Here is a 22,713-nt window from a genome sequence, read left to right as displayed (position 1 = left end):
GCATCCCGCTGCGGGTCATCCAGGTGGCGTCACCTCCAGCGACAGGCGATCGAGCGGGCTCTGCGTCGCTCGGATCGTATCGGTGGCGACCTGCGTGTAGCGCGCTGTCGACGACAAATTATTGTGCCCGAGCAAGACCTGGATGATCCGGATATCGGTTCCGTTCTCGAGAAGATGTGTCGCGAAGCTGTGGCGCAGCGTGTGCGGCGTGACGCGCTTGGTCAGGCCCGCAGCCTTCACCGCCGACCGGCAGGCGGCATGCAGCACGGTCTGATCGATCGGATGATCTTCGTCACGACCAGGGAACAGATAAAGCCGCGGCCGGGCGAGCCGCCAGTAGGTGCGCAGGATGCCCAGCAGCTGGGGCGACAGCATCACGTTGCGATCCTTCGCGCCCTTGCCGTGGCGCACCTGGATGACGCCGCGGGCGCTGTCGATGTCTTCGATCCGCAGTCCCGCAACCTCCGAGGCCCTGAGCCCGGCCGCATAGGCGGTGGTGAGCGCGGCGCGGCTCTTCAGGCTCGATACCGCTTCAAGAAACTGAACCACTTCGTCGGCGCTGAGAACGACCGGCAGCTTGCGCGGTTCTCGCGCATAGGGAATGCGCTCTGGGATGAGCGCCTCGCCGAGCGTGACGCCGTAGAAAAACCGTAGCGCACAGACGATCTGGTTCAGCGCCGGCCATGAGATGCCGGTCGAGACCAAATGCACCTGGAAGGCGCGGACGTCTTCCAGCTCTAACCGGTCAGGCGATCGGCCAAAATAGCGGCTGAACTTCGAAACCGCGCTGATGTAGGATCTTTGCGTCGCCGGCGACAGATTGCGGACGGTCATGTCTTCGATCATGCGGCGGCGAAGAGGGCTCAAATCGGCCATCTCGATACTCCTGTCTGAGGGGGTGGGCTCCAACACCCACATCCTCTCAGCCAGGAGGCGATCTATGCCACCTTGCCCCCTACGCCGCGGCAGCGGCTTCGTTCAATCCCCACCCGATTCATTCCGGTCGGAAAATGCTCTAGTGGGCGCTGTCGTGGGCGGCACTGGCGGCGCCTTGCGCGTGCAGCGCATATTACTTCATTCGCGGACTGTTACCGCCGGCAAAGCCGTGACATCACACCGATCCACTCCTGCTCCGATACGCCGTCGGCCATGCGAGATCTCAGCGCGCCAACATCCTCGAGTCGACGCGGGCACCCCCAATTCTATAACTCCACCCCGAAACCTCCTCGGGACGGGACGCCATGAACACCCACCACGACGCGGGCATCGCCATCCGCTCGCGGATCTTCGCGCTCGTCGCACTCGTCTTCGGGCACGTTCGATGGGCCCGACGAAAAGACGCAGCTGCGGCAAGCGAATGAGATTTCCGGACCAGTAGAGCATTGAGATACGCAAAGCCTACTGTTGTGGCACGCTGCCGGTTGCCTCGGCGAATCTGTCAATTTCGAACGCGAGCAGGGCCACTAGCGATGGGGCGCATCTTCGGCCAATTCGTTCGGAATTAACGCAAGTTGCCGCTCAAAGCACGTGTACAAAACAAAGCCGATAGGCGTGGACCACCATTCCCTCTAGAAAATATCGACCTCGATATGCCGGTGATAGGCAGTAACCTCGGGGTATCGCAGCGGCGATGTCCTCGCACCCGCAGGTCAACGAGAAGGGGACAAGGAGCGAAGTCACCAAGGCGTTCAGGCTCATGGCGATGCTGATCTGGTCGTTGAAAACGGTGGACGCAATTACCTGAAGTAAAATAGCACTATGCAGGTCTTAAGAGGCTAGAAAACATACAACCCATTGATTTTCAATGAACATCCGGTCTCATAAATAGATTTTAGAACATATTCCTAGCTAGCGACAAGCCAAAGTTTTGCGAGAATCGCTTTTGCCTTGCCGGCCAGGCGCGGCAGCGCCAAGGTTCCTCCGGATCGACCCCAGCTTAGGGGAGGGAGCCCCGCACCTGGAACTTTCGCGCGTTTCGTCTATTTCACTTGTTGCGTTTATTTCGAATAAAGCATATGTACAAAGCCATAAAAGGGGAAGAACGATGACAATGCTAGCCTACGCCGAAGAGCTGGGAGGTACTCGCCTGCCTTCCGCGAGCGAGAAGGCGGCAGCCAACCAGCTTCGTCAGATACTCGCGTCGCATGCGACGGGAGATGCCAAGCTACGCGTGCTCGACGATGCCCAGAAGGCTGCTGAGATAACCTTGTCGCCGGCCCTGTCGAGCCTTTTAATGGAATTGCTTCGACATATCGGTCGCGGCGATGCGGTGACGCTCGTGCCTGTGCATGAGATGTTGACCACTCAGCAAGCTGCCGACATCCTAAATGTCTCACGTCCGTTTCTGGTCTCGTTGCTTGAGAAGAACGAAATTCAGCACGTGACAGTGGGCCGTCATCGCAGGATTAAGGCGGAGGACCTATTCGCCTATAAGCGCACGCGTGATGAGAAGCGAAGTAACGCGCTTGCGAATCTCGCCGAGCTGGACGCGGAGCATCTGTAAGCTTGTTTGCGAATCGTTTCACCGCATTCGTCGACGCTTGCTCACTTGCAAGCGCGCTCAAAAGGAACTTGCTGCTCTCCTTGGCGGAGGCGGAATTTTTCCGCCTCCGCTGGTCGACTCGTGTCCTGGATGAGACAAAAGCAGCTATTGAAGAAATTTTGACCGGCAAGGGCTTTGAGGATGCGACGGCGCGCGCAGAGCGGGCGCGGGCCAGCATGGAAGCTGCCTTTGAAGACGCCATGGTCACGGATTTTGATAACTTCCTGCCGGTTGCGACGGGTCTGCCCGATTCCGGCGATCGCCACGTGGTTGCTGCGGCGGCCAAGACGCAAGCCGCAATGATCGTAACGGAGAACCTTAAAGATTTTCCGCCGGCAGTTCTTTCCGACCTGAATATGGAAGCGAAATCCGCCGATGCTTTCATTGCGGATACTATCGCACTCGACGAAGCTCGCGCCGTTGCAGCCATTCGGCGTATGCGCGAACGCTTCAAAAAACCGGAAGTGACGCCAGCCGAGCTATTGCTCGTGATGGAGGCTGCGGGACTGATCGAGACGGTTGACCTGCTACGGCCACACATCGAATCGCTCTAGCCGAGCAACGGCTAGCAACGGGACGTTCGGCAATCGACTGGGCCCTTCAGGCAGCTGAGATTTCGGCGCGAGTTTTATTTCGGATATTCTATAATGTAAGTTATGCGAATATCCACTGGATGCCGTTTTACTTGTACCGGAGCGCAATCGGATTTTTGGGCTCATATCCAGCCTCAATGCAAGGCTCGCTGTTGCCGAAATAGCAAGCTATTGCACCATTTTGTTAGATCTTGATGATGAGCTGGAGACATCACCTCCGAGAACCTCAGGCGGCACCATGAAAAACAAGCGCGAGTTGACTCCAGGCGACCACCATCGGACCCCAGTTCTGCCCAGCGACCTAGAAGGATCACTTCGGCACTTAGACGAAGCCACCTTTGCGCTTCTGTTAGATAGTGTACTGCGGGAGGCAGGCCGCCGAAATACCTTATTGCCGAATCCTGTCGGAGACAAACTGGGAGCGGCTTCAAAAATCGAAGCTTCCTCTTCTCACAAGGGGAATGCGCCGCCACGCGAAAACTCGAGCTTCTCCCTACCTCAGGGACAACTGAATGCGATCCGAGCCGCTTTCAGAGCCGGCGTCAAGGCTTCAACTATTGCACGGCAGTTCGGGGTCTCCCAGTCAGTTATAAAGCAAGTTATCGCCTCCAACCATTAGGGCAGGCGGAACCTCCCATAGGTTGTCGCGAACATTCGCGCTCTTCAACCGAACAGCAAGTCAATATCGATGCGCATAGCGTATTGATTATGGAATATATTCCTAGGTGGATTTTGAGAAAAGCGAGGCCGGCGGCGTTTCGAACAAGTGGCGGCGCATCGGCTCACAGTCCAAAGCGTAAGGGGCCCAAAAGGGCCCCTTTACTCAGCCGAGAACACGAACACCCGCCTGCACACTGCCGCCATATCCTCCGAGATCGACGGCAACATGCCAATGGCCAGCGCTGGGCACCTGCAAACGAATCGGAGACTGCTTCGCATGACCACCAAAAAAGCGATGTTGGCCACCTTGACGATAGTTGGCGAAATTTGAGCTATCCATGAGCTTGACGTTGGCCTGACTCGACAACGTCACCTCGACCAACTCGCCGCCACGCAGCAATCCGAGGTCATTGTGGACGAACTGCATCTGTCACTTCTCCTTGACCGTGGTGTTCGGATGGGACTTGCCGAAGCTGTTGCTGACGTACTGGCCGGATTTGGCGCTCCGGTAGTGCGGTCCGCTCGATCCGCTCGGACCGGCAGCTTCGCGAACCGTTGTGCTCGGATGGCGGTTGCCATACGAGTTAGAAACGTACTGGCCTGAAACGGCACTGCGGGTGTGGGTACCCGAACCTTTGTTCTTCGACATGGATCATTCCTCAGCCCCCAATGGCTATTGCTATGTAGGTATTCAATTGCTACGTAGCAATTACGGCGTCATTCGGGCATCGCAACCGCAGCAGACAGGAAATTTAATGGCTTCTGGAAAGTTCGATGGGGAAGGCTTCTTTGCCGCTATCGACAGCGTGCGCATCGCACGCAACCTCAATTGGAAAAAAGTGGCCGAGCAAGCTGAAGTACCCGCTTCAACGCTTACCCGCATGTCTCAGGGCCGCAAACCGGACGTCGATAGTCTCGCTTCGCTGTGCGCCTGGTCCGGCTTGAAAGTCGAGGATTTCACGCTCGGCATGACCAAGAAGAAGGTAATGACGGAGCCCTTAGCGGAATTGACGGCACATCTGCGTGCCGATCCCAAATTGTCCAAGGAAGGCGCCAAAGCGCTCGAAGCACTTATCAAGACTGCTTATCAGCAGTTCAGAAGGTCATGAGGCGCATTGATGGCCTTGCGCCGGGGATTCAAGTCTGAAGCAAACTGGCTGGCGCGCGATGTGCGCGACGAACTCGGAATAGCTCCGCATCTGCCTCTGTGTCCTTGGCGGCTGGCGGAGCTGCTTGGGTTTCCGGTCGTCGCGCTGAGCGAGTTCGCAGATAGCAACCCTGACGCCGTCATCTATCTGCGATCGTCAAAGGGGCAGCGCGATTTCTCCGCCATAACGCTGTTCAACGGCAATTCCCGCATGATCATTCACAACGACGGCCATCAGTTGAAACGACAGGGTGCAAACATCGCGCACGAGCTTGCCCACGGCCTGCTGCTGCACCCGCCAAAACCACCTTTTGATGGCGAAGGTTCGCGCCACTACGACCCGGCGATTGAAGAGGAAGCGAACTGGCTGGGGCCCGCCTTGCTGGTATCCGAAGAAGCCGCCAATCACGTCGCCCGCATGAGCCTTCCGCTTGCGAAAGCTTCAGACGTTTACGGCGTGAGCGAGGATCTGATGCGCATGAGGCTCAATGTAACCGGCGCATTGATAAGGGCCTCCCGACGCGCAGCCAGCTAACCCGTCTTATTCGTCAGAGGGCGCCTGAGAGGCTGGCGAGCGTGGTGTAAAGCGCTGATGCGGCGTAGGATTCGGTTGCAAAGCCAACCCCATCACCTTCAGCCGCGAACACCACGCCCGCCATGACCGACGATACGATTCTGCCCTTCTCGTTTCCAGCCGTTCACGCCAAGAAAGTCACAGCTGCCTTCGATGGCGGTCGGCTGACCTCGAACGGGGGCGTGATGCTTCTGGCGATGGCCGAGCGGCGTCTCGGCTTGGCCGACAATTTGGCCCGGGTGTTCCCGGATCGGCGCGATCCGACGCGGGTCGTGCACAGCCTGGTCGATATGTTCCGCGCGCGCATGTTCGCGATCTGCTGCGGCTACGAGGACGCCGACGACCTCGATCATCTGCGGTCCGATCCCGCATTCAAGCTGGCCTGCGGACGGCTGCCGGACACGGGTCGCGATCTGTGTTCCCAACCGACGCTGTCGCGCCTGGAGAATGCTCCGCGCCTGCGCGACGTGATCCGACTGACCTACACTTTGGTCGACGCATGGATGGATAGCTACCCGCGCGAGCCGGCATCCGTCACGCTCGACATCGATGATACCTGCGATGTCGTCCACGGCCATCAGCAGCTCTCGCTGTTCAACGCTCATTATGACGAACGCTGCTTCCTGCCGATCCACGTCTACGACACGGAGAAGAGCCGGCCCGTGGCGGTCGTGCTGCGGCCCGGCAAGACGCCGGGCGGCGTCGAGGTGCGTGCCCATCTGCGCCGCCTGGTACGGCATATCCGGACGCGGTGGCACAACACGCGAATTACGTTCCGTGGCGACGGGCACTATGCCCGGCCGGAGGCAATGGCGTGGTGCGAGACCAACGGCATCGACTACATCTTCGGTCTGTCCGGCACCAAGCCGCTCGCCAGAAAAGTCGACGCGGTCGCCGACGACATCCGCACGCGACGCGCCATCGAGAACCTGCCGGTTCTGCGCGGCTATACCGAGACGCGCCACAAGGCAAAGTCCTGGGATCGCGAACGACGCACCGTCGCCCGTATTGAGGCGACGATGCTCGGCCTCGACATCCGCTTCGTCGTCACCAGCCTCGATGTCGGCTCGGCCGAGTGGATCTACGACAGCCTGTATTGCGCGCGCGGCCAAGCCGAGAATCTGATCAAGCTGCATAAGACGCAGCTCGCCTCCGATCGCACCAGTTGCCGTTCGGCGCTCGCCAATCAAGTCCGCCTCGTTCTCCATACCGCCGCTTATTGGCTGATGCTGACCGTGCGCGACGCCATTCCCAAAGTCCGGGAATTGGCCACTGCCGAGTTCGCGACGCTGCGTCTTCGGCTCTTGAAAATCGCCGCCCGGGTTGTCGAGACCAAGAGCCGCATTCGCCTTGCGTTCGCCGCGGCATGTCCCGAAGCCGACCTGATCCGCAGCTTGCCCGGCGCGCTGCTGCCGCTCGGTCCTTGACCGGTGGGGCGTCCGCCCGCGTTCACCCAACCCATCCCTCAAGCGCGTTGCAAAGTACCGGTCGTCAGGCGGTGAAAAGCCGAAGGCAATCCTGTGCGCCTCGTCAGCGGAGGTGTGCGGATGCACCAGTCGGACCAAAATACCGCGCTCTCACGAATAGGGCGGGCTAATGCCGGTAAAGACAGCAGCGAGATGCTCTTATGACGTCACCCATCGTTGTCGACGCCTATTTTGATTCCCTCTTAGCGCGCGCGTCCTCAGCGGTCACCGTTCCGCTCATGCCAATTGCCTACACCGAGGCCGACTTCAATAACTGCCATACCAAAGCCGAAACGCTGAACATCCTCAATACGTGGTGGTCAGGGGATGGTTATTGTGGCCACAGGCGGGACCGCCCCACATGCTTCATGCGCATTCAGTGATAAGCGGACCGGTGGGGCTTGAAGACGTAACTCCACTCCGCGATCCAGGACTTCATTTTCTCCGCCACGAGGGAAGCGAGCAGGAATTCTTGGCGCTGGCCAAGAGCCATGCCCAACACATCCATGGCCTCGACTTCACTCTTGCTGTTCCACCCAGAATGGAAGATTGGCCATGAACAAGGATGCGAAACGGGTAGAAGAAATACTTGCCGCGGTGAAGCCGCTCGCAGCTGAATATTACCGGCTCACCAATAAGCCTCTCGGGGTCACCGGCGAGGTTGCGGAGTACGTCGCAGCCCAGAAACTTGGGCTGACACTCGCGCCGCCACGGACCTCCGGTTACGATGCCATCCGCAAGACGCCGTTAGGCGACGAGCGCATCCAGATCAAGGGGCGCGCGTTCGGCGAGACCTCCACGCCAAGTCAGCGGCTGGGGTCGATCAAGCCGGGGGCGGCCTGTGACACCGTGTTGCTCGTCATCCTCGACAACGCAACGCTTGAGCCAACGGGCATGTGGGAAGCACCCTACCCCAAGGTTATCGCCAAACTCGCCGAGCCTGGTTCAACCGCTCGCAATGTCCGGGGTTCGTTGAGCATTAGCGCCTTCAAGCAATGGGCACGTCCCATCTGGAGCGTCAACCCGCCCAAAACGCCTTCCGTTCGGTAGCTCCTGCATCCCTCATTGCTCATCTCACCGGCGCGGCCTGACCTTGCACTCAGGCTGACCTGACGGAGATCTCCGTTCGCCGCAAGGTGCAAGCCCTCGCGCAAGCGCGCCCTTCGGGTGCAGCGCCCGTCTCTCTAAGTGTCTGTTCCAAAACATGTTGAGTCGAATGAATCGGTTGTGATTCAAGGTGAGCGGCCTGATTCGATGGGGACGCGCCGCCAATGTGGACTACCGAGAACCGTGCACGCTACGACCGCAGCCGCCTGCGCTATCCGAGCGACTTGACCGACGAGGAGTGGGCGCTGATCGCGCCTCGCATCCCGCCGGCCAAGCGCGGCGGCAACAAGCGTACGGTGGACCTGCGCGAGATTGCCAACGGGCTGATGTACATCCTGAGCACAGGTTGCCAGTGGCGCGCGATCCCCAAGGACCTGCCGCCGCGCTCGACGCTGTATGGCTACTTCGATCTGTGGAGCTGGAACGGCACGCTCGATAAAATTCATCACGCCCTCTATGTCGAATGTCGCGAAAGGGCCGAGCGCGAGGCTTCTCCCACCGCCGCCATCATCGATAGCCAGAGCGTGAAAAGCGCTGAAAAAGGGGGCCTCATGATCTCCATGGCTACGACGCGGGCAAGAAGATCAAGGGCAAGAAGCGGCACATTCTCGTCGACACGCAAGGCCTCTTGATGCACGCCATCGTGCATGCGGCGGACATCCAGGATCGCGACGGCGGCGTGCTCCTGATGGCAACGTTGTTCGGCCTCTATCCCTTTCTTCTGAAGCTCTACGCCGACGGCGGATATCAAGGGCCACATTTCCAGAAGGGGCTGCGTAGCGCTCTGAAGCGCGTGAACCTCGAAATCGTCAAACGCTCCGATCAGGCTCACCGTTTCGTCGTCTTGCCCAAACGCTGGATCGTCGAGCGTACCTTTGCCTGGCTCGGGCGATGCCGAAGACTGTCCAAAGATTGGGAATGCTTCAATCACAGGGCGCTCGCCTTTCTCAAGCTGGCCTCCATCCGACTCATGCTGCGAAAGCTATGCAATCCAAGGTAATCTTTCCGGACAGACTCTAAGTGACTGCACGCCAGACCCTTGTGACAGCCAGCTGCGAATCGCGCATTTTCATCAATGGCTGTCATTTGCTCGCTGGTATAAAAATTCTGAATCGTTGCCCCTGATCGATTCGATAATTTAATTGGACGGCCGTTTCGGCAGCTGCGATTCTGACGCATGTCCGAACTCACGGTGCAATACCTCGTGCTCGAACGCTGCGATCCGGCCCGTAACATGGCGCGGTTCTATGTGCTCACGATCGAGCCGACACTGTTTGGCGATACTGCATTGGTGCGCGAATGGGGGCGTCTCGGCCAGCGCGGCCGGCGGCGCCTCGATCTGTTCGCTGGGCGGGTGCAGGCCATCGAGGCGCTCGAGACGTGGCTCGTGCGCAAAGCACGTCGCGGCTACGTCCGGCGAAATTCAACAGCTTCACCTTATGCTGATTCCGCTCGATGTCGCCCACCATTCCGGAATGATCTCGCCCACCGTTCCGATTTGATGTCGCCCACCATTCCGAGATGATCTCGCCCACCATTCCGGGATGATGTCGCCCGGGGTGACGAGGCCTCTTCTGGCTCCGATACGGTCCCGCCTTTCGGCTTTGCGAAGGGGGACCTGGATGCCGACGGAGAGGTTTGCGATGCGCCATGTGCGCGATGTGATCAGATTGAAGTCGGCCGGGATGCCGACCCGCGAGATTGCGCGGCGGGTCGGCACGGCCCCTTCGACGGTGCGGTTGACGATCCGCCGGTTCGAGGCGGCGGGGCTGACCTGGCCGTTGCCAGACGACGTCACCGACACGGTGCTGGAGGCCCGGCTGTTCGCCAGCGCCGGAGCCGGTCCGGGCACCCGGCGGGGCCATCGGCGGCAGGCCGAGCCGGACTGGGCGGCGGTGCATCGCGAGCTCAAGCGCAAGCACGTGACGCTGTCGATCGTGTGGGAGGAGTACATCGCGGGCGAACCCAGCGGGTATCGCTATTCGCGGTTCTGCGAGCTCTACCGGGCTTGGGAAGGCCGGCTGTCGGTGACGATGCGCCAGTCGCACGCTGCCGGCGAGAAGCTGTTCGTCGACTATGCGGGCGACGGCGTGCCGGTGGTGATCGACCGGCTCACCGGCGAGCGGCGCGCCGCGCAGATTTTCGTCGCGGTGCTCGGCGCATCGAGCTTCACCTACGCGCAGGCGACCTGGACGCAGGGCCTCGCCGACTGGATCAGCGGGCACGTCGGCGCCTTCGAGGCGATCGGCGGCGTGCCGGCACTGCTGGTGCCGGACAACACCAAGGTCGGTGATCAAGGCCTGCCTCTACGATCCGCAGATCAACCGCAGCTACGCCGATATGGCGGCGCATTACGGCACCGCCATTCTGCCTGCCAGGCCACGACGGCCACGGGACAAGGCCAAGGTCGAGCAGGCGGTCCTCATGGTCGAGCGCTGGCTGCTCGGACGGCTGCGCCACCGGATCTTCCACAGCCTCGCCGAGGTCAACGCGGCGATCGCCGAGTTAATGACCCGGCTCAACGAGGAGCGGCCGATCCGGCGGCTCGGCGTCACCCGCCGCAAGCTATTGGAGGAGATCGACCGGCCGGCACTGAAGGTCTTGCCGGAGAGCCCTTACGTGTTCGCCGAGTGGCGGATCTGCCGGGTCAGCATCGACTATCACGTCGAGGTCGAGGCGCATTACTACAGCGTCCCGCATCGCTTCGTCCGCGCCGAGGTCGAGGTGCGCTTCACCGCCCGCACCGTGGAGATTTTCCACAAGGGCGAGCGGATCGCCGCGCATCAACGCGTGAGCGGCAACCACAAGCACACGACCGTGCCGGAGCACATGGCCTCCAGTCATCGGCGCTACGCCGGCTGGACCATCGAGCGCATCCGCAAGGATGCCGCCACGATCGGGCCGGCCACCGCGGCGCTGTGTGATCTGATCCTGGATGAACGCACACACCCCGAGCAGGGCTTCCGCGCCTGCCTCGGCATCATCCGGCTGGCCCGCTCCTACGGGCAAGAGCGGCTCGATGCCGCAGCCATACGGGCGATCGATATCGGCGCGCGCACTTACGGTTCGGTCAAATCGATCCTCGCCAACAATCTTGATCGGCGTCCTTCACCCAAGCGCTCCGCGGACGACGCGCCGATCCTCCATCCCAACATCCGCGGGCCGCGCTACTACAATTAGGAGATCACGCCTTGCTCACCCATCCGACCCTCGATCAGCTCCATCAGCTCGGCCTTCACGGCATGGCCAAGGCCTTCGCCGACATCGAAGCCGGCGGCGAGGCCGCCAGCCTCGGCCACGCCGAATGGCTTGCGCTCCTGCTCGAACGTGAAGCGTCGCTGCGACGCGACAAGCGACTGTCGAAGCGGCTTCAATATGCCAAGCTGCGCCAGCAGGCCTGCGTCGAGGACATCGACTATCGCACCCCGCGCGGCCTCGACCGCAGCCTCTTGACGATGCTGGTCGAAGGCCAATGGATCGCCGACCACGCCAATCTTTTGATCTGTGGCCCGTCCGGCGTCGGCAAGAGCTGGCTCGCCTCGGCGCTCGGCAACAAAGCCTGCCGCGACAATCGCTCCGTGCTCTATCAGCGCGTCCCGCGACTGTTCAGCGATCTGGCTTTGGCGCGCGGTGACGGCCGCCACCCCCGCCTGCTGCGCGCGCTCGGCCGCGTCGATCTCCTCATCCTTGATGGTGTGGACGGCCTCACCTCAACGGCATCATAGTGCCAAGGCGTGGTCGCCAGAGCGCCACAAAGAAGGGAGACCGTCCGAGATGAAGTTTATCAGAATAGGCGTTGATCTCGCCAAGAACTATTTTCAGATTCATGCGCTGTCTAGTGAGGATGCACCAGCCGTAAAGCGCAAGCTGACGCGCCGGACGATGCGCGAGTTCTTCTCGAAGATCGAGCCGTGCCGCGTTGGCATGGAGGCTTGCGGCTCAGCGCACTATTGGGCGCGCGAACTGAAGGCCATGGGACACGATGTGTCTCTGATGCCGCCGGCCTACACAAAGCCCTATGTCAAACGAGGTAAGAACGATGCCGTCGATGCGGAAGCCATCTGTGAAGCGGTCTCGCGTCCTGCCATGCGTTTTGTGCCGATCAAGAGCGCTGATCAGCAAGCGACCCTGATGTTGCACAAGACGCGCGAGCTGCTGGTCAAACAGCGAACGATGAGCGTGAACGCTCTACGCGGCCACTTGGCCGAATTCGGTCTTGTCGTCGCCAAGGGCACCGGCCGCGTCGACGAGCTTTTAGGCCTCGCAGAAGGCGACGCGACTCTTCCCGACGCTGCTGTCGTGGCCGCGAAGGTTCTCGGTCAGCAAATTGATGCGCTCGGAAGCGCGCTCGATGATTTGGAGAGAGAGATCGCCAAGGCTCACGCGCTCAGCGAGACGAGCCGTTCGCTCGGAGAAATTCCCGGCGTTGGCAAGCTTGTTGCCTCGGTAATTACAGCCAGTGTACCAGACCCAAGCGTATTCAATTCGGGACGGGATTTTGCTGCCTGGCTGGGTCTGACACCCAGGCAAATTTCGAGCGGGGGTAAACCAACTCTCGGAACCATCACCAAGGCGGGTAATCGATATATAAGGAAGCTACTCGTTCTCGGAGCAACATCGCTTCTAAACGTTGTGGAAAAACGCCGCGGCGGCTTGCGCGACTGGATTGTCGGGCTTTTGGCTAAAAAGCTGGCGCGGCTTGTGACCGTCGCCCTCGCCAACAAGCTTGCTCGGATCATCTGGGCAATGATGAAAACCGGAGAATGCTTCCGCACCGAGATGTTCGCCAAACCTTGAGTGTCGGACAGCCGCATCCGAATCAAAGAATTATAAGCTTGGTAAGTGCAAGAAAGGCATGATGAAAGACAACGGTCGCCACCGAAAACCAGGAAAACCCGACCAGTCGTGTGAGCTTTAAAGCTCGCATCCTTGATGTGACCCCTTGGTTGTCGGACTTCATCAGGGCCAGCGGAGATATGATCCGCGCTAAAGGCCGGACATACGATCGCAGCCGTCCAAGTCGTTCGCAGTGCCAAATTGTGCTTGCCATCAGAGGCCGTCCACATATGACGACTGGGGACCCGAACCGCTCACCGCCGACCAGCGTCGTGATCTACTCGAGATCGTCGATGATCGCTACGACAAGGGATCATTGTTGATCACAAGTCAGCTCCCCGTGTCGCAATGGCATGACGTGATTGCCGATCCCACGCTTGGCGATGCCATCTTGGATCGCATCATTCACAATGCACACCGCATCGAGCTCAAGGGCGACAGCCTGCGTCGGCGGGCCGACGATAGGACAAACGCGTGACCACCGCACGCCCGATCGCCCCACCGGCCCACAGGTCCCTCCCATGGACCGCCGGACCGATCTCCAAACCCTCCCGTCTGTCTTGACCAGGAAGACCATTTCCAGCACACATTAAACACGTCAGTCGTGTTCGCCTCCGCAAGTGATCACCATCGTCTGGAATCCGTGATCACGATCGCCTGCAATCGCTGATCACCATCAGTGGAATACGCACCGTCGTCCGCCGCCTCATGGGCTATGGCCGCTTCGATGGCGTCGAGACGGCGCGTATGATGGGCGACATCAACTTCTTCCAACCGTCGTTCAAGCTGAAGGAGAAGCGTCGCGAAGGAGCTAAAGTGATCAAGCGCTATCATCTCCCATCGACGCCCTAAGAGCGTGCCTTAGCGCATCCCAAGGTGACCGCGGCCGTGAAGAAACGGCTACGCGATCAGTATCGCTCGCTCGATCCGGTCGCGCTGTTGGCAGAGATTCGCGCGATCCAAGAGGAACTAGGCAATCGCGTCGATCGTCGTGCCGGACAGGCGCGCGGCCCGCAACCCGCTCACACTAGCATCCTGCCAGCGACCGCAGCGACGTTCGCGAAGACGCTCGGCAAGAGCGTGACGGTCGGCGAGCCGCGTGCTACACACCGGCGAACTCGTCGACCCTATAAGACCAGAGTTCGCATGCCGTCCAAGCTCGACCCGCATATTGCCGCGATCGAAGCGTGGCTCGCAGAGCAGCCGCAGCTGACGGCACTCGCAATTGTCGGCCGGCTGCGCGAGAAACACCCCGAGGAGTTCGGAAAGAGACAGCATTCGATTGTGCAACGTCTGCTGAGGGCGCTCAGACGAAGGGCTGCCGAACGGTTGGTCGCCCAGGGCCCGCTCGACGACGCCACAACCGCTGCCCCATGGCCCGGGGCTGTGGACGGCCCGGGCTATGTAGGGCCCGACCCGCCCACAGCCCCTCTCGTCGAGCAAGCCGGTCGTCGAGCAAGCCGGAAAAGCCACTTGGCGCGGCCAATCCTTCAAGGTCGTATCGACCAGTACGATGGCGCCATGAGGGTAACATTCGCTAATGCGGCAATACGCGAGCCAAAATTGGACACGATGACGTAATTGCGGTCGGCGCCCGCGGCTCGAAAGGTCCGCTATCTTCAAGCCTTCCCGCAATCTCGCGAATCGGAGGGGGCTATGAAGCAATATGTTGGGCTGGATGTCTCGCAAAGAGAAACGTCAGTATGTGTGGTCGACGAAGTGGGTCAGGTCTTGTTCGAGGGAAAGGCCAAGTCCGACCCGGGGGCGCTCACGGCACTGCTTCGCAAGCGGGCGCCACAGGCGGAGCGCATCGGATTTGAGACCGGGGCGATGGCGAGTTGGCTATGGCATGAACTTCGTAGGGTTGATCTTCCGGTGGTCTGCATCGACGCGCGGCATGCCCACGCGGCTTTGTCCGTACGCATGAACAAGAGCGATCGGAATGATGCTCGAGGTCTGGCCGAATTGGTGCGGGTTGGCTGGTATCGAGAAGTCAAAGTCAAGAGTGAGGAAAGTCAGAAGATCCGCGCGATACTCATCGCGAGATCTCGGCTCGTGGCCATTCGTCGAGATATCGAGAACCAGGTCCGCAGTCTAATCAAAGAATACGGCTTGCTCTTCCCACGCGCGATCGGACTGAAGTTTCGCAATCAGGTCTGCGAGCTATTGGGCGAAGATCATCAACTCCTCGGTGTGATCGCGCCGCTTCTGTCGATCCATGAGCAGATCTGCAAGCAGCAAAGCAAGTTCGACGACGAAGTCCGCCAGTTGGCGAAGTCGGATGAGACGACGCGCCGCCTGATGACGGTTCCTGGTGTCGGCGTGGTGACCGCCTTGGCCTTCCGCCATACGATCGACGACCCATCGCGCTTCCGATCGGCATCAAGCGTCGGCGCCTATCTGGGTCTTACGCCCCGACGAAACCAGTCTGGTGAAACTGACATCAATGGCAAGATATCACGATGGGGCGACCGTCTTCTCCGAACGTACCTGTACGAGGCGGCGACCGTCCTGCTTTATCGAACGAAGAAATGGTCCTCTCTCAAGGCTTGGGGCATGAAGCTCGCCAATCGGATTGGCATGCGAAAGGCAAAGGTCGCCATCGCGCGCAAAATCGCCATCGTTCTTCACTGTATCTGGGTCGACGGCACATCGTTCGACTGGGGCCAGGCGAAGGAAGCCTGATCCGATCTTGTAAAGTTCCTGGTCCGGGCTGCCGGACTGGCGATGTCCCGCTGGGACGGTGTTGTGGCGACCTCGGTCAATCGGCTGGTGGCGGCTCGTCCGCACTCCGCTGCAAACGTTGAGGCGCCCGACCCGGACATCATCATGAGGCGCTGCGCGACCTCGGAAAGGACCGTGACCCCAGCGAAGACATCAACCAGCCCCGGCGATCCAATGCCTGGCCGGCAAAGCACGTATCAGCCGCGCCCGCGCCGTCTCCGCAACCCGGACCAGCTCCGACGGCGCGAGCACTACCTCCGTGCCGTGGGCGAGTTCAGAAATGTAAGCTTGACAACAAACCGCAATTAAAGGACGCCGATTGACAAAGCGAACGTCCTTCTGTCGTTCCCGCGTGGATAAGAGGGACCGGCTTACCGTCATCAACGCCGTTTGAGGCAATGCGGTTTTGGCAACGATTTCGCCTGTAAGCGTCCCGAGCTTATCCTCAACGTGGACCGCCCCCTATATATCCACCTATTGCGGCAGCTGCCATCCCAACAACGCCGACAATTGCAAACACAACCCCCCAAAGCACGCCTCCCGAAGTAGCAGATGCTTCCTCAGGAGTTAGTTCCGTTAGACCCAAGGCTGAGATATCGGCCTTCATTGCTGTGTCCTTTCCAAATCTTAGGATGAGTGAGCGATGCTGGCAAGAAAATCAAGAATCGTGCCAACTGCATAGGAACAGCCCAGAAAAGCGTTCTGCTATCTATTCAACGGCTTAACTGAGTGCGGCGGCACGCCGGCCGAACATCACCGTGTCACGGACGCGACAAAACGCCCTTACTAACCTACTCCGAGGCCCTCCGGCACGTGCAGGCTCAAGAGGCCAAGGGCAACATGGTGGCCTGGGTCATCGATCGCGCCGGAGCAGGCGCCACCAAATAGGAATGGTGATCACGCATCGGTCTGCAATTGATCGTAAGGCCGGCTCAAGCGCCTTGATTTGCACTGACGTCTATTTTGATCACGGCGTGTACCGACGCAGCCTCCACTTTTCCAACAATGCGTAGAAGCTGGCCTCAAACGCCTGCCGATCAATGACAGAGCTGGCCCCGGTTGTTTGGACAGAATTTCCGCGTTGATAGGTGGAGCGTCTGCCGTGGTTAGGCTGCCATGCGGAGCGGCAGCGAGTTGAAGTAGGCTTGATCCGGAGCGCCGCGGTCAAGGCTCGAGTGGGGACGCCGGCCATTGTACAACAAGGCTTGAGAACGCCCACGGGACCGTATGCCGTGAGGTTCTGTACCGGCATCACCCTTGGGCAGGCCGCGAGGTTTTCGTCCATGGTGTGATCGACAAGGCGGACGGCGTTGTTTTCCGCTGCACGCTGGATGGATCGGAGACGCGGCGTTTTCTGGAGATCCCATCCTGGATGTTCGACCGCGCGGCATGTGCTCGCGGTGGCAGCCTAACGGCAGAGCCCTTTGTCAGCCTGGAAGCGCTCAACGCGTTGTCGTCGCTTGTCGATTCAGCGGTCAAGAGCGCGACATCATCATTGAATGAACCGCTTTCCGGTGCATGCGGAGTCTCTCACGATGAGAATCGGGGAGAGGCTCATGGCAAGCAGGACGGCGATATCGGCGAACCCGGTTCGGCGCAACCGGCGGTTCGGCGTGCATCAGATGGACCTGTTCACGGGTGGCATAGCGCACGGCGCCGTCGGGGTACCGGAATGGCGGGAGCTGCCGAAGGAGGCGCAGGATGCGCTGGTGAACTTGATGACGCAGCTGGTGCTGGACCATGCACGGGTAAGCGCAACGCTCGCGAAGAGGGAAGACGGTCATGATCAGTGACAAGGTCCGCCCTCACCATCTCGAACGCAAGGCGATCCTCTATGTGCGCCAGTCCTCCGCCCATCAGGTTCTGCACAATCGTGAGAGCAGCGCGTTGCAATACGCGATGCGCGACCGATTGACGGCGCTGGGGTGGTCCAAGATCGAGGTGATCGACGATGATCTTGGGCGTTCCGCTGCCGGCGGCGTCCAGCGCGCGGGCTTCGAGCGGATGGTGGCCGAGGTCTGCCTCGGCAAGGTCGGCGCAGTCTGTGCGCGGGAGGTCTCGCACTTTGCCCGCAATAGCCGGGATTGGCAACAGCTGATCGAGATGTGTCGCGTCGTCGACACGGTGCTGGTTGACCAGGAAGCTGTCTATGCTCCGCGGCATGGCAACGACCGACTGCTTCTCGGGCTGAAGGGGAGCCTCAACGAGTATGAGCTGGACCTTTTGCGACAACGCTCGCTCTCGGCACGCTACGAGAAGGCCAGCCGTGGCGAACTGATTGCGGCCACGCCAGTCGGCTTTGTGAAGGTTGGTGATCGCTACGAGAAGGATCCGGACCGGCGTGTGCAGGACGCCATTACGCTCGTCTTCGACAAGATCGAGGAACTCGGGACCGCGCGGCAGGCGCTGCTGTGGTTCCATGAGCACGGCCTCGACCTACCAGTGAAGCAGCCGAACGGCGACACAGCCTGGCGGCGGCCCAGCTACGCGACTCTCCACAGGATGGTCGAGAACCCGGTCTACGGCGGAGCCTACGCCTATGGTAGAACAGCCGTAGCGACGGGGTACGGCGTCCATGGCGCAGGCGCGAAGATCCGGCGGAAGGCGCGCGCCGAGTGGCTCGTCCTCAAGCCGGACGCCCACGAAGGCTATGTGAACTGGGAGAGGTTCGAAGCGATCCGTACAATGGTCTCCAGTAACGTGCCCACGAGCCGGCATCATGGCGCGCCCAAGCATGGCGAGGCGCTGCTCGCTGGGCTCATCCGCTGCCGGCGTTGTGGCCGCAAGCTGACGCTGCGCTACAGCGGTATGAAGCATCACATCCCCCGTTACAGCTGCTCGCGCGGCTGGATGGACAACGGCGAACCGCGCTGCATCGCGTTCGGTGGCTTGCGCGTCGATGATGCGATCGAAGGGGCACTGCTCGGCGTTGTCGGACCCGGCGCCGTTGCGGCGGCTACGGCCGCCGCAGCCCAAGCCACACATCAGAGGGATCAAGTTCGCGAAGCGCTCGGCCGTGATCTCGAAGCGGCCCGTTACGCCGCCGATCGTGCCTTCCGGCAATATGACACGGCGGATCCGGCAAATCGCCTGGTTGCCGCGGAGCTTGAGACGCGCTGGAATCGCTCGCTTGCCCGTGTCTGCATATTTCAGTGATCGTGAGCAGCGATTTCGCGCGATCATGAGCGCCGAATTCAGACGATCGTGAGCAGCCTCGCTCCGGCCGAGGCGGTGATAGGGTCAGCGTTCTGGCTGCTCGTCAAGGGTGATGGTTTTGGCGTTGCGTTTTCGCATGCTTTCGCCAGCAAGCTGGAGGCGGTGAGCGTTGTGGACGAGGCGATCCAGAATCGCGTCGCCTAGCGTGGGATCTCCGATAACTTCGTGCCATGTGTCCACAGGGAGTTGGCTGGTTACGATGGTGGAGGAGCGGCCATGGCGATCGTCAAGGATTTCCAGTAGATCGCGCCGCTCGGCAGCGGTGAGCACCGACAATCCCCAATCATCCAAAATCAGAACCTGGGCGCGGCCAAGGGTTTTGAGCAAGCGGGCATAACGTCCATCGCCCCGCGCGAGCCCCAACGCTTCGAACAATCTTGGGACGCGGTGATAGAGGACCGAGCGATTATCTCGGCAGGCCTTGTGGCCGAGGGCACAGGCTAACCAACTTTTGCCCAATCCGGTCGCCCCGGTTATGAGCAAATTCTCGTGGCGATCGATCCAGTCGCCGCTGGCGAGCTTGGCGAAGACGGCCCGGTCGATACCCCGCGGCGTGCGCAAATCGACGTCCTCCACGCAGGCATTCTGGCGGAGCGAGGCCAGCTTGAGGCGCGTGGTGAGCCGCCTGGTGTCGCGTTCCGCCGCTTCCCGGTCGACCAGCAGGCCGATGCGATCTTCGAACGGCAAGGCTTCGAGATCAGGCGATCGTCGCTGCTCCTCGAAGGCCTTGGCCATGCCGCTCAAGCCGAGCTCGATCAGGCGTTCGTGGGTGGGATGGTTGAGCATACAGGTCTCCTTGGCTTCAGTGAAAATAATCGCGGCCGCGGATGTTGCCGTGGCGCAGGGGTTGGTGTTCGGAGGGCTCGTCGAGAAAGGTACGATCCAGACCGTTCTGGAGGATGGAGCGGATCGAGGCGACGGATCGCGCCTTGATCAGAATGCCGCGCCGGCAGGCCGCTTCGACGCGCTCCGCGCTGTAGCTTTTGACCAGTGACAGAATGCCGAGGCAGGTGCGAAAGCCTTGCTCGGGATGCGGCCGGGCCGCGATCACGGCCTGGAAGAAGGCGGCGGTCGACGGACCGATCCGCTCGCCGGCGACGATCACTCCGGCGGGCGTCCATTGACCGTAGCGCCGATGGGCGCTGGGCATATGGTCGGCGATGGTGGTGTGGCCCCGCCGGTTGGGCGCGCGGGCGTGGCTGGCGATCCTGCGGCCGTTGTGGAAGATCTCGACCGTTCTGTCATCGATGCGTGCGTCGACAAGCTCACGGATGAGCCGATACGGCGCGGAATACCAGTGTCCATCGATCTCGATATGATAGTCGGGGCCGATCCGGCATCGCTTCCAGCGTGCGAAAGCGTAAGCCTGGTCCGGCAGCTTTGTAAGCTTGGGCTTGTCGAGCTCGGCGAACAGTTCGGCGCGACTGGCGCCAAAGTCGCGCATCTGCCTTGCATTGAGTTCGACGACGAGTGTTTTGATGGCTGCGTTCAGCTCCGCCAACGAAAAGAAGCGTTGGTTGCGCAGCCGCGCCAGAATCCATCGCTGGGCGACTTGCACCGCAACTTCGACCTTTGCCTTATCTTTTGGGCGCCGCGGCCGGGCTGCGAGAATGGCCGTGCCGTAATGGCTCGCCATCTCGGCATAGGTTCGGTTGAGGCCGGGATCGTGGCGGTCGGGATTGGTGACGGCGGCCTTGAGATTGTCGCAGACTACGAATGTCGGCACGCCGCCGAGGAAGGCGAAAAGATTGATGTGGACCCGGATCCAGTCGGCGAGCCCCTCGCTTGGACAGGCCTCGGCATAGGTATAGTTGGAGGCGCCCATCGCCGCGACGAACAGCTTCATCGACTGCACTTCCCCGTTTGAGGGATCGATGACGTCGATGGTGTCGCCGGCGAAATCCACGAAAACCTTCTCGCCGCCCAGATGCGTCTGCCGCATCGAAGGCCGGGCTCGCCCCTTCCAGGCCTCGTACGTCGTGCAGAACCAGGTGTAGCCGAAGCCATCGGGATGGGTGGCGCGATACTCGTCCCACAGCAGCCGACGGGTCACGTTGCGTCGGCGCAGCTCCTTGTCGACATAGCCCCAGTCGGGAACGGCCCGCTGGGGGCTCTGCGACGCAGGCCTCGGCGCCGGGAAAAGCAGCAGCTCCAGGTCCTCGTCGCTCATTCCGGCCGGCAACGGCCAGTTCAGCCCGGCAGCCCCGGCTCGGCGTAGATAGCTGTGCACGGCGCCGTTGCTGATGCCCAAGGTGCGCGCGATGGCTCGCTCCGGCAAGCCTTGAACATGTTTTAAGCGGAGAACCTCTTTGATCCGGCGCATCGACAATCTCTGGGTGGGCATCGGCCTTCCTCGTTCACTGACGAGGCAGTTCCTAAGCCGGTTGAGTTGTCGGCCGAAGCGGGCTGAGTTGCTGAAAAGCTGCTCACGATCCCGCGAAATCCGTGCTCACGATCGTCTGAAATCTCTGCTCACGATCCCCTGAAATCCGTGCTCACGATCCCGCGAAACATGCACCCGTGTCGTCGAGGTAGAGAGCAAGATTGCCGCGCATGATGCGACGACCGCACCGACAGCGATCGATCCAACGATGCTCAGCGTGCTGGCCTCAGACCTCAAGTCAATCTGGTCAGGGCCGACCATCGATGCGCGGCTGAAGAAGCGCATCGTCCGTACGCTGATCCACGAGGTCGTTGCCGATATCGATGACGAAGCGTCCGAGATCGTTCTTGTCGTGCATTGGGCGGGCGGCGCTCACAGCGAGATGCGGCTGCCGAAGCGTCGACGGGGGCAGCGTAACAGCACCTCCGGTGACATCATCGCAGCCATCCGGCAACTGGTGCTGATCGCCAGCGACGACCTGATTGCGGGCCTGCTCAACCGCAACGGCCTCAAGACGGGCAACGGCAACCGTTGGACCCGTGAGCGCGTCACAACCACGCGATCTTATCATCGGATACCCGTCTTTCGGCGGGCCGAGGATAGCGTCGAGCCATGGCTCAATCTCTCCGACGCCGCCAGGCTTATCAAGGTCGCATCCAAGACGCTGCGCTTGGCCGCAGAAGCTGGTCAGATCGACGCGGTCCACCCTCTGCCGGATGGGCCATGGATCTTTGCGCGCGCGGCCTTGACCACGGATGCCGCCACATCCATCACCGAACGAGCGCGGCAGAACCCAAGATACCCCGCAGGATCGCATCCCGATCAACAAAGTCTCTTCTCTTCAACAACATAGACAAATGGGTGTTCTGATGCGCGGTTGTAAAAGTCGAGGTATCGGCCGATCGAGGCTCGAGCTTCGCTGACGCTCTCGTAGGCCCGCAGATAAACCTCCTCGTATTTGACGCTGCGCCACAGCCGCTCGACGAACACGTTGTCCCGCCAGGCGCCCCGGCCGTCCATACTGATGGCGATGCCGTTGTCGGTGAGCACGCCGGTGAACGCCGCGCCGGTGAACTGCCGAGCCTTGGTCGGTGTTGAAGATCTCCGGTTTGCCGTGACGAGCCAGGGCATCTTCCAGTGTCGCGACGCAGAATGCAGCCTCCATGGTGATCGACAGCCGCCACGACAGAACCCGGCGGGTCGCCCAGTCCAGCACCACGGCCAGATAGACGAAGCCTTGCGCCATCGGGATGTAGGTGATGTCCATCGCCCAGACCTGGTTCGGACGCGTGATCTCCATACCACGCAGCAGGTACGGATAGATCTTGTGGCCGGGCTCGGGTTGGGTGGTGCGCGGACGGCGATAGAGCGCCTCTATCCCCATCCGCCGCATTAGCGTTTTGACATGCCGGCGGCCGATCTTGCACCCCTCGGCAGCCAGCAGGGGGGATGTCCCGGGTTCTGT

Annotated in this window: 18 protein-coding genes and 7 pseudogenes; 17 read left to right on the top strand and 8 right to left on the bottom strand. The window is 60.8% G+C overall.

Annotated features, from left to right (window positions below; genetic code table 11):
• Window positions 1-15: 15 nt before the first annotated feature.
• Window positions 16-876: a tyrosine-type recombinase/integrase gene (locus tag HAP41_RS47545; RefSeq protein ID WP_166079017.1), complete on the bottom strand. Its 861-nt coding sequence runs from the start codon at window positions 874-876 to the stop codon at window positions 16-18.
• Window positions 877-2,044: 1,168 nt separating this feature from the next.
• Between HAP41_RS47545 and HAP41_RS47540 the strand changes: the two genes are divergently transcribed.
• Together HAP41_RS47540 and HAP41_RS47535 are read left to right on the top strand one after the other, a co-directional pair.
• Window positions 2,045-2,503 (top strand): helix-turn-helix domain-containing protein, encoded by a 459-nt coding sequence (locus tag HAP41_RS47540; RefSeq protein WP_166106990.1) that lies wholly within the window; start codon window positions 2,045-2,047, stop codon window positions 2,501-2,503.
• A 2-nt stretch (window positions 2,504-2,505) separates the two neighbouring features.
• A complete protein-coding gene (locus tag HAP41_RS47535) occupies window positions 2,506-3,096 on the top strand; it encodes a VapC50 family PIN domain-containing toxin (RefSeq protein WP_166106988.1) in 591 nt (196 codons plus the stop codon).
• 862 nt (window positions 3,097-3,958) lie between these two features.
• Here the strand turns inward: HAP41_RS47535 and HAP41_RS47530 are convergent.
• Both HAP41_RS47530 and HAP41_RS47525 read right to left on the bottom strand, forming a co-directional pair.
• The gene (locus HAP41_RS47530) at window positions 3,959-4,222 is read right to left on the bottom strand and encodes a DUF1883 domain-containing protein (protein ID WP_166106986.1); all 264 of its coding nucleotides are present in this window, start codon (window positions 4,220-4,222) and stop codon (window positions 3,959-3,961) included.
• A gap of 3 nt (window positions 4,223-4,225) precedes the next feature.
• The gene (locus HAP41_RS47525; protein WP_166106983.1) at window positions 4,226-4,444 is read right to left on the bottom strand and encodes a hypothetical protein; all 219 of its coding nucleotides are present in this window, start codon (window positions 4,442-4,444) and stop codon (window positions 4,226-4,228) included.
• On the opposite strand from HAP41_RS47525, the gene HAP41_RS47520 reads away from it, so the two are divergent.
• From HAP41_RS47520 to HAP41_RS47475, 10 genes and pseudogenes are all read left to right on the top strand, one after another.
• Window positions 4,443-4,904, top strand: coding sequence for a helix-turn-helix domain-containing protein (locus HAP41_RS47520; protein WP_224581128.1), 462 nt, complete (start codon window positions 4,443-4,445; stop codon window positions 4,902-4,904). The genes HAP41_RS47525 and HAP41_RS47520 overlap by 2 nt on opposite strands.
• Before the next feature lie 9 nt (window positions 4,905-4,913).
• Window positions 4,914-5,477 carry an ImmA/IrrE family metallo-endopeptidase gene (locus HAP41_RS47515; RefSeq protein ID WP_166106981.1) on the top strand — a complete coding sequence of 188 codons (564 nt, stop codon included), beginning with the start codon at window positions 4,914-4,916 and terminating at the stop codon, window positions 5,475-5,477.
• A 122-nt stretch (window positions 5,478-5,599) separates the two neighbouring features.
• The gene (locus HAP41_RS47510) at window positions 5,600-6,943 is read left to right on the top strand and encodes an IS1380 family transposase (RefSeq protein WP_166053720.1); all 1,344 of its coding nucleotides are present in this window, start codon (window positions 5,600-5,602) and stop codon (window positions 6,941-6,943) included.
• Between the two features lie 594 nt (window positions 6,944-7,537).
• The gene (locus HAP41_RS47505; protein ID WP_166106976.1) at window positions 7,538-8,032 is read left to right on the top strand and encodes a hypothetical protein; all 495 of its coding nucleotides are present in this window, start codon (window positions 7,538-7,540) and stop codon (window positions 8,030-8,032) included.
• Window positions 8,033-8,253: 221 nt separating this feature from the next.
• Window positions 8,254-9,089, top strand: a pseudogene (locus tag HAP41_RS47500) (IS5 family transposase).
• A gap of 177 nt (window positions 9,090-9,266) precedes the next feature.
• Window positions 9,267-9,503, top strand: a pseudogene (locus HAP41_RS47495) (WGR domain-containing protein); the annotation flags it as partial.
• Between the two features lie 229 nt (window positions 9,504-9,732).
• A pseudogene (gene istA, locus HAP41_RS47490) lies at window positions 9,733-11,269 on the top strand (IS21 family transposase).
• Between the two features lie 11 nt (window positions 11,270-11,280).
• A pseudogene (locus HAP41_RS47485) lies at window positions 11,281-11,808 on the top strand (ATP-binding protein); the annotation flags it as partial.
• A 55-nt stretch (window positions 11,809-11,863) separates the two neighbouring features.
• Window positions 11,864-12,886, top strand: coding sequence for an IS110 family RNA-guided transposase (locus tag HAP41_RS47480; protein ID WP_166106974.1), 1,023 nt, complete (start codon window positions 11,864-11,866; stop codon window positions 12,884-12,886).
• A gap of 271 nt (window positions 12,887-13,157) precedes the next feature.
• A pseudogene (locus HAP41_RS47475) lies at window positions 13,158-13,403 on the top strand (ATP-binding protein); the annotation flags it as partial.
• A 146-nt stretch (window positions 13,404-13,549) separates the two neighbouring features.
• Here HAP41_RS47475 and HAP41_RS47470 read toward each other — a convergent pair.
• A complete protein-coding gene (locus tag HAP41_RS47470; protein ID WP_166106972.1) occupies window positions 13,550-13,759 on the bottom strand; it encodes a hypothetical protein in 210 nt (69 codons plus the stop codon).
• A gap of 42 nt (window positions 13,760-13,801) precedes the next feature.
• Between HAP41_RS47470 and HAP41_RS47465 the strand changes: the two genes are divergently transcribed.
• The 4 genes and pseudogenes from HAP41_RS47465 to HAP41_RS47450 all read left to right on the top strand — a co-directional run.
• Window positions 13,802-14,506 (top strand): hypothetical protein, encoded by a 705-nt coding sequence (locus HAP41_RS47465; RefSeq protein WP_166106932.1) that lies wholly within the window; start codon window positions 13,802-13,804, stop codon window positions 14,504-14,506.
• A gap of 75 nt (window positions 14,507-14,581) precedes the next feature.
• The gene (locus HAP41_RS47460; RefSeq protein ID WP_166106930.1) at window positions 14,582-15,610 is read left to right on the top strand and encodes an IS110 family RNA-guided transposase; all 1,029 of its coding nucleotides are present in this window, start codon (window positions 14,582-14,584) and stop codon (window positions 15,608-15,610) included.
• Window positions 15,611-17,205: 1,595 nt separating this feature from the next.
• On the top strand, window positions 17,206-17,442 hold the full coding sequence (locus HAP41_RS47455) for a hypothetical protein (protein WP_156504748.1): 237 nt from the start codon (window positions 17,206-17,208) through the stop codon (window positions 17,440-17,442).
• A pseudogene (locus HAP41_RS47450) lies at window positions 17,432-18,787 on the top strand (recombinase family protein); the annotation flags it as partial. The gene HAP41_RS47455 and the pseudogene HAP41_RS47450, both read left to right, overlap by 11 nt.
• 102 nt (window positions 18,788-18,889) lie before the next feature.
• Here HAP41_RS47450 and istB read toward each other — a convergent pair.
• Entirely contained in the window at window positions 18,890-19,651 is a 762-nt protein-coding gene (istB, locus tag HAP41_RS47445) for an IS21-like element helper ATPase IstB (protein ID WP_166063422.1), read from the bottom strand.
• A 16-nt stretch (window positions 19,652-19,667) separates the two neighbouring features.
• Window positions 19,668-21,209, bottom strand: a complete 1,542-nt coding sequence (gene istA / locus HAP41_RS47440) for an IS21 family transposase (protein WP_166065845.1) — start codon at window positions 21,207-21,209, stop codon at window positions 19,668-19,670.
• Between the two features lie 247 nt (window positions 21,210-21,456).
• Here istA (HAP41_RS47440) and HAP41_RS47435 point away from each other — a divergent pair, with 247 nt between their 5' ends.
• Entirely contained in the window at window positions 21,457-22,101 is a 645-nt protein-coding gene (locus HAP41_RS47435) for a hypothetical protein (RefSeq protein ID WP_166106970.1), read from the top strand.
• On the opposite strand, the gene HAP41_RS47430 is transcribed toward HAP41_RS47435, so the two are convergent.
• Entirely contained in the window at window positions 22,071-22,268 is a 198-nt protein-coding gene (locus HAP41_RS47430) for an integrase core domain-containing protein (protein WP_248577268.1), read from the bottom strand. The genes HAP41_RS47435 and HAP41_RS47430 overlap by 31 nt on opposite strands.
• A 43-nt stretch (window positions 22,269-22,311) precedes the next feature.
• Window positions 22,312-22,494: pseudogene (locus tag HAP41_RS47425) on the bottom strand (DDE-type integrase/transposase/recombinase); the annotation flags it as partial.
• Window positions 22,495-22,713: the final 219 nt, after the last annotated feature.

Source organism: Bradyrhizobium barranii subsp. apii, from assembly GCF_011516635.5.
GTDB classification, from domain to species: Bacteria; Pseudomonadota; Alphaproteobacteria; order Rhizobiales; family Xanthobacteraceae; genus Bradyrhizobium; species Bradyrhizobium barranii.
This window is presented reverse-complemented; position numbering and strand designations above follow the sequence as displayed.

Excerpts from the sequence above, each read along its gene's own strand:
- HAP41_RS47525 (WP_166106983.1), bottom strand. The coding sequence starts at position 4,444 with ATGTCGAAGAACAAAGGTTCGGGTACCCACACCCGCAGTGCCGTTTCA.
- HAP41_RS47545 (WP_166079017.1), bottom strand. The coding sequence starts at position 876 with ATGGCCGATTTGAGCCCTCTTCGCCGCCGCATGATCGAAGACATGACC.
- HAP41_RS47430 (WP_248577268.1), bottom strand. The coding sequence starts at position 22,268 with ATGGACGGCCGGGGCGCCTGGCGGGACAACGTGTTCGTCGAGCGGCTG.
- HAP41_RS47505 (WP_166106976.1), top strand. The coding sequence starts at position 7,538 with ATGAACAAGGATGCGAAACGGGTAGAAGAAATACTTGCCGCGGTGAAG.
- HAP41_RS47460 (WP_166106930.1), top strand. The coding sequence starts at position 14,582 with ATGAAGCAATATGTTGGGCTGGATGTCTCGCAAAGAGAAACGTCAGTA.
- istA (WP_166065845.1), bottom strand. The coding sequence starts at position 21,209 with ATGCCCACCCAGAGATTGTCGATGCGCCGGATCAAAGAGGTTCTCCGC.
- HAP41_RS47470 (WP_166106972.1), bottom strand. The coding sequence starts at position 13,759 with ATGATAGCGCTTGATCACTTTAGCTCCTTCGCGACGCTTCTCCTTCAG.
- HAP41_RS47520 (WP_224581128.1), top strand. The coding sequence starts at position 4,443 with ATGGATCATTCCTCAGCCCCCAATGGCTATTGCTATGTAGGTATTCAA.
- HAP41_RS47540 (WP_166106990.1), top strand. The coding sequence starts at position 2,045 with ATGACAATGCTAGCCTACGCCGAAGAGCTGGGAGGTACTCGCCTGCCT.
- HAP41_RS47515 (WP_166106981.1), top strand. The coding sequence starts at position 4,914 with ATGGCCTTGCGCCGGGGATTCAAGTCTGAAGCAAACTGGCTGGCGCGC.
- HAP41_RS47435 (WP_166106970.1), top strand. The coding sequence starts at position 21,457 with ATGCTCAGCGTGCTGGCCTCAGACCTCAAGTCAATCTGGTCAGGGCCG.
- HAP41_RS47510 (WP_166053720.1), top strand. The coding sequence starts at position 5,600 with ATGACCGACGATACGATTCTGCCCTTCTCGTTTCCAGCCGTTCACGCC.
- HAP41_RS47530 (WP_166106986.1), bottom strand. The coding sequence starts at position 4,222 with ATGCAGTTCGTCCACAATGACCTCGGATTGCTGCGTGGCGGCGAGTTG.
- HAP41_RS47455 (WP_156504748.1), top strand. The coding sequence starts at position 17,206 with ATGGCAAGCAGGACGGCGATATCGGCGAACCCGGTTCGGCGCAACCGG.
- HAP41_RS47480 (WP_166106974.1), top strand. The coding sequence starts at position 11,864 with ATGAAGTTTATCAGAATAGGCGTTGATCTCGCCAAGAACTATTTTCAG.
- istB (WP_166063422.1), bottom strand. The coding sequence starts at position 19,651 with ATGCTCAACCATCCCACCCACGAACGCCTGATCGAGCTCGGCTTGAGC.